The organism is Arthrobacter sp. HMWF013 (assembly GCF_003061105.1).
GTDB lineage: Bacteria > Actinomycetota > Actinomycetes > Actinomycetales > Micrococcaceae > Arthrobacter.
The window spans coordinates 1-4,202 of sequence record NZ_QAIQ01000211.1; the positions used below are offsets into that span (position 1 = coordinate 1).

A 4,202-nucleotide genomic window follows, 5' to 3' on the forward strand; every position below is an offset into this window, starting at 1 on the left:
AAGAGTAAGAGTAAGAGTAAGAGTAAGAGTAAGAGTAAGAGTAAGAGTAAAAGTAAGAGTTTGAGTCAAAATCTGGGTGAGAGTATTATCAATTAATAATGCCAAACAATAACTTCCCCTTTAGCGCGCCAAATCATCAGACGCCATTGTTGTTGAAACAATATCAGCGAGACGCGACCGGAAATTGATTTCAGCGAATTTTGAAGCGTGAGACCTGATATGTTTCGGGTCGAAAGATTTTAGCTCAAACTTTTCGATAGCCTGCGCCAATCCAGAGGGAGTGGCATCGTCGTACAGGACGCCTGTGGAGGGAGTCACCGTGTCCAGCACCCCTCCCTTGCCTAAGGCTATGACTGGTACGCCATGGCTCATCGCCTCCACCGGTACGATGCCAAAGTCTTCGAGACCTGGGAAAACAAGAGCAGTGGCGTTGGTCATGAGTTGGACTTTGGCAGCGTCGTTTACTTGCCCCATAAACTGGATCCTGGAGCCTGCCAAAGTGCGGAGAGATTTCTCCGCGGGCCCGGTGCCGACTATGACGAGGCGTCTGTCCAACTGATTGCAGGCTAGGATCGCATGATCGACTCGTTTATAGTCCACCAATCTTCCGAAGCACAGATAATACGGCTCGCTGGGTTTTGAATTAGAATCTGACGGCATAGATGAAATCTCGACAGGCGGATACAAAACTTCCGAGTCGCAACCGTAGTAATCACGAATTCGGGTCTGGGTTTCAGTTGAATTAGCAATGCGACGGCTGGCTTTGGAGGCCGGCAACCTATCCACGTATTGAATGGCAGGAATCAAAGTCCGCAACAACCTGGCTGCGGGACCAGATACGCGGTGCTTTTCCATCTCAAACTTCCAAGCAATTCGCATCGGTGTGTGGTAGTAGACGATCGTCTTACCAGATGTTCGATGACAAACTTGGTGTCCACCGAAGTGACTGCTGACGACCACGAGATCCGCGTCAATTTTGCAAAAGCGCCAAGCCAGCCAGAGAAGTGGAGCGTAGCGCGCCCAGTGGGTGAGGATACCTGGTAGGGACGGACTCAGCAGCGACCGGACACGGCGGCCCGGAAGCACGTCGCGCGCCAGCGCTGGGTCCGCAACTCCCACGACAATTTCGGCGTCCGGAAAGACTTTTGCCATCTGAAGAAGTACTTTTTCGGAACCGGCAACGTTGGTTAGCCATTCATGTACAAGAACTATTTTCAAGGCCGTCTTCTGATTCTCTCGCAGTTATTCGCTTGGGGTGGTTATAGTCCGTGAAGACTGGCGGGAAAGATCTATACATTACTTGCCAAATGAGCCTATTTCCACAAACATAAAAGTGGTATCTGCGACACATCAGTCATGCAACATGCTTTTGAGTGTGATGGCTAATTGGGCGCCACGCTCGCCTGGTGAAGCTTTCATGAAGCACCCCGCCACGGATTTCGTGCACCTTGCACGTTTCGAGGGCGCCGGCAGTCTACCGACGTCTGAACAACTGCGCGGGGCGGCCTGAAGACTGAAGAAGATCGTCGAATTCTGCGCCCTCATGGACTGTCTCAGGGAGTGTTTTTGTGTACTCCGTTACGGACGGATCCGGAACGTCGGCTTCGTCGTCACGCCGGTAGTAGCTGTACGCATATGCATCGGGACCCTTGAGGGGAAGCCTGTTCACGACTAGCCCGAGAAGATTTGCACCGACCATATCAAGGGCTTTTAGGGCCTTCTCAAGGTCCTGCTCTTTGATTTTTTGAGCGCCTACGACCAGAACGACGCCTCCGACGTGCTGACTCAGTACCGCTGCATCCGTGACAGGCAGCAACGGAGGGGCATCAATAACTACCGAATCAAAAGCTGTCTCCAAGCGCTCCAGGAGATTCTTCATCTCAGGTGAGCCGAGTAATTCGCTTGGGTTAGGGGGAATGCGTCCGGAAGTTAGCACGTAAAGATTGTCATCGCCCCACGGCTGCAACAGATCATTCAACTCGGTGCCGCCAACCAGCGCAGTGGTCAAACCTGCGTTGCGTTCTAGACCCAAGTACTCATTGACCATCGGACGTCGCAGGTCGGCGTCCACCAGGCACACGGTCTGACCCGCCTGGGCGAGGGCGATTGCAAGATTTGTTGCTGTCGTACTTTTGCCCTCTCCGGGAAGTGACGAAGTAATCAGAACCGACTTCGCCTGGCCAGAAATGTTAGCGAACTGCAAATTCGTTCGCAGCTGTCGAAAGGACTCGGCACGAGGACTCTGGGGGGCGGCTTGAGTAAGTAGTGGTTGTTGAGCTGCCTCTGGGTCGTAGGCGACGCCGCCGAGCATGGGAGCCAACGTGACCTTACGGACGTCAGCCTCCCCCCGAACTCTTGTATCAAGTATGGTCCGACCGACGGACGCGCCGAGGCCCAAGGTAAAGCCGATAAATAAGCCCACTACGAGGTTAAGCCGCGTGTTTGGCGCCGACGCTGCGGACGGGGCTGCCGCGGGCGTAATGATGGAGAGGCTGACGGGTGAAGTACCGCCCGCACGAGGTTTTTCGAGAGTATCTACAGCCCGAATTAGACTGTTCGCCACCGCTTGAGCCGTGGCTGCGGCTTGCACGGGTGAACTATCCGTAACTTCGATATTGATTATCACAGTATTGAGGTCGGTGCTGGCACTAACTCGATCAGCTAATGCCGAGGCGGTTTCAGCAAGGCCAAGGCTTTCAATGACCGGCTGCAGAACAACTGGTGTGCTCACAGTCCTTACGTATGACTGAACGCGGCTTTGGCTGAACGTATTGCCTTGCTGGAGTTCAGAGACGGTCCCCGAGCTTTGTATCGCAACAAACAGCTGCGTATTTGACGTATAGGTCGGCCGTGTCATCACCGATGCTGCGCCGCCGATGAGTAGTCCCAGCAAGGTGAGAGCAGCAATTAAGATCCAGCTGCGGCGCAGAATCCGCAGGTAGTCGCGTAGATCCAAACTCAGATCCCCCTATTTATTTGCTGGGGGCAGCCTTCGGGCATGCCACCAGAACGGCTCTATTCGTGCGGATATGTCGATTGTACCCGGCTAGTGTTGCGCTCAGCCCCACTGTGTCGTCCGAGCAGAGGGTCGACTGTCGAGACTTTGCGCACCAGGTACGTGCAATTGTTGGTATCGCATATGTCGACGGCAAAGATAGACAAGCAGCACCTCAGGGCCCGCTCGCTGAGCGAAGGTGAATAGTTGGTGCGACGCCTGGGAGCCTTTTGAGCTAGAGCAATCGAAGGAATCGACGGCAGCCTCGTTGCCCATACGGTACCGTCGCGGAGGGGTTAGCTGGCATGCCTTTACCGCTAGGATGGGTGACCGGCCCGTAGCCGCTGTGGACGCGGGGCCGTTCCTAACCCTTCCCGCATGATCTGCTTGTGAGTCTCCAAACTAATGATGCCCTAATGCGACCCGGCGAGAGCTTCGCTTTATGCTTAGGGTCGACGTATCAGAGAGTTGGGGACAAGTTGAAGATCATCCATGTAGTCGCGGGGTTTAGCATTGATTTCCCGGGCGGGATTACAAATTACGTGAGGACGCTGGCCGCAAGCCAAATCGCTGATGGTCATGTTGTTTCGGTTATCGACGGCGCGGAAGCGACACGTAACCACCCCGACGGATTCAAGGTCGTAGGCTACAAGGGCAACATCCGCCCGTTCGTCGTCTCCTGCAAGGTAGACGTGGATGGCACAGCTCGGCTCAACCGGATCCTTGAGGACGAACTTCCGGACCTGATTCACTTTCACCTGACCGTTGGGTTTGGTGAGGACTTCTACGAGCAGTTCACGGCAAAAGGGCTAAAATACGTCGTTAGCATGCACGACTACTACCTCATCTGCCCGCGAATCACGATGATGGATTACGCTGGCAGGAACTGCGGGGGGCCAGAGCGGCGCAAATGCGAAATGTGCATCGGCCAACTTGACCAGGTTGATCTTTTGTACAAGGCCGCACGCCGAGTTCACGTAACACTGCCACGAATTCCATCGCACGCCGTGACAGCGCGGAATGAGAAGATCGGTACGTTCCTGCGTGGAGCTGCTGCGGTTTTGCCAGTCTCCGATCGGGTGCGAGAGCTAGCCGCTGGATCGTTTCCTGACTTGAGATATGTCGTGGCACACATCGGGAACAGTAGTGCGGTGGCGGAACGTCCAGCAAAGACGCCTTCTCCAAAACTCCGACTCTCCTTTATGGG

General features: G+C 54.5%; 3 protein-coding genes. 1 reads left to right on the top strand and 2 read right to left on the bottom strand.

Features of this window, described 5'->3' with window-relative positions; all coding sequences use genetic code 11:
• Positions 1-120 precede the first annotated feature (120 nt).
• Together DBR22_RS08890 and DBR22_RS08895 are read right to left on the bottom strand one after the other, a co-directional pair.
• Positions 121-1,218, bottom strand: a complete 1,098-nt coding sequence (locus DBR22_RS08890) for a glycosyltransferase (RefSeq protein ID WP_146187442.1) — start codon at positions 1,216-1,218, stop codon at positions 121-123.
• Positions 1,219-1,474: 256 nt separating this feature from the next.
• Entirely contained in the window at positions 1,475-2,956 is a 1,482-nt protein-coding gene (locus DBR22_RS08895) for a polysaccharide biosynthesis tyrosine autokinase (protein ID WP_108598717.1), read from the bottom strand.
• A gap of 518 nt (positions 2,957-3,474) precedes the next feature.
• Between DBR22_RS08895 and DBR22_RS08900 the strand changes: the two genes are divergently transcribed.
• A partial coding sequence (locus tag DBR22_RS08900; protein ID WP_181365088.1) for a glycosyltransferase occupies positions 3,475-4,202 on the top strand: 728 nt, incomplete at its 3' end.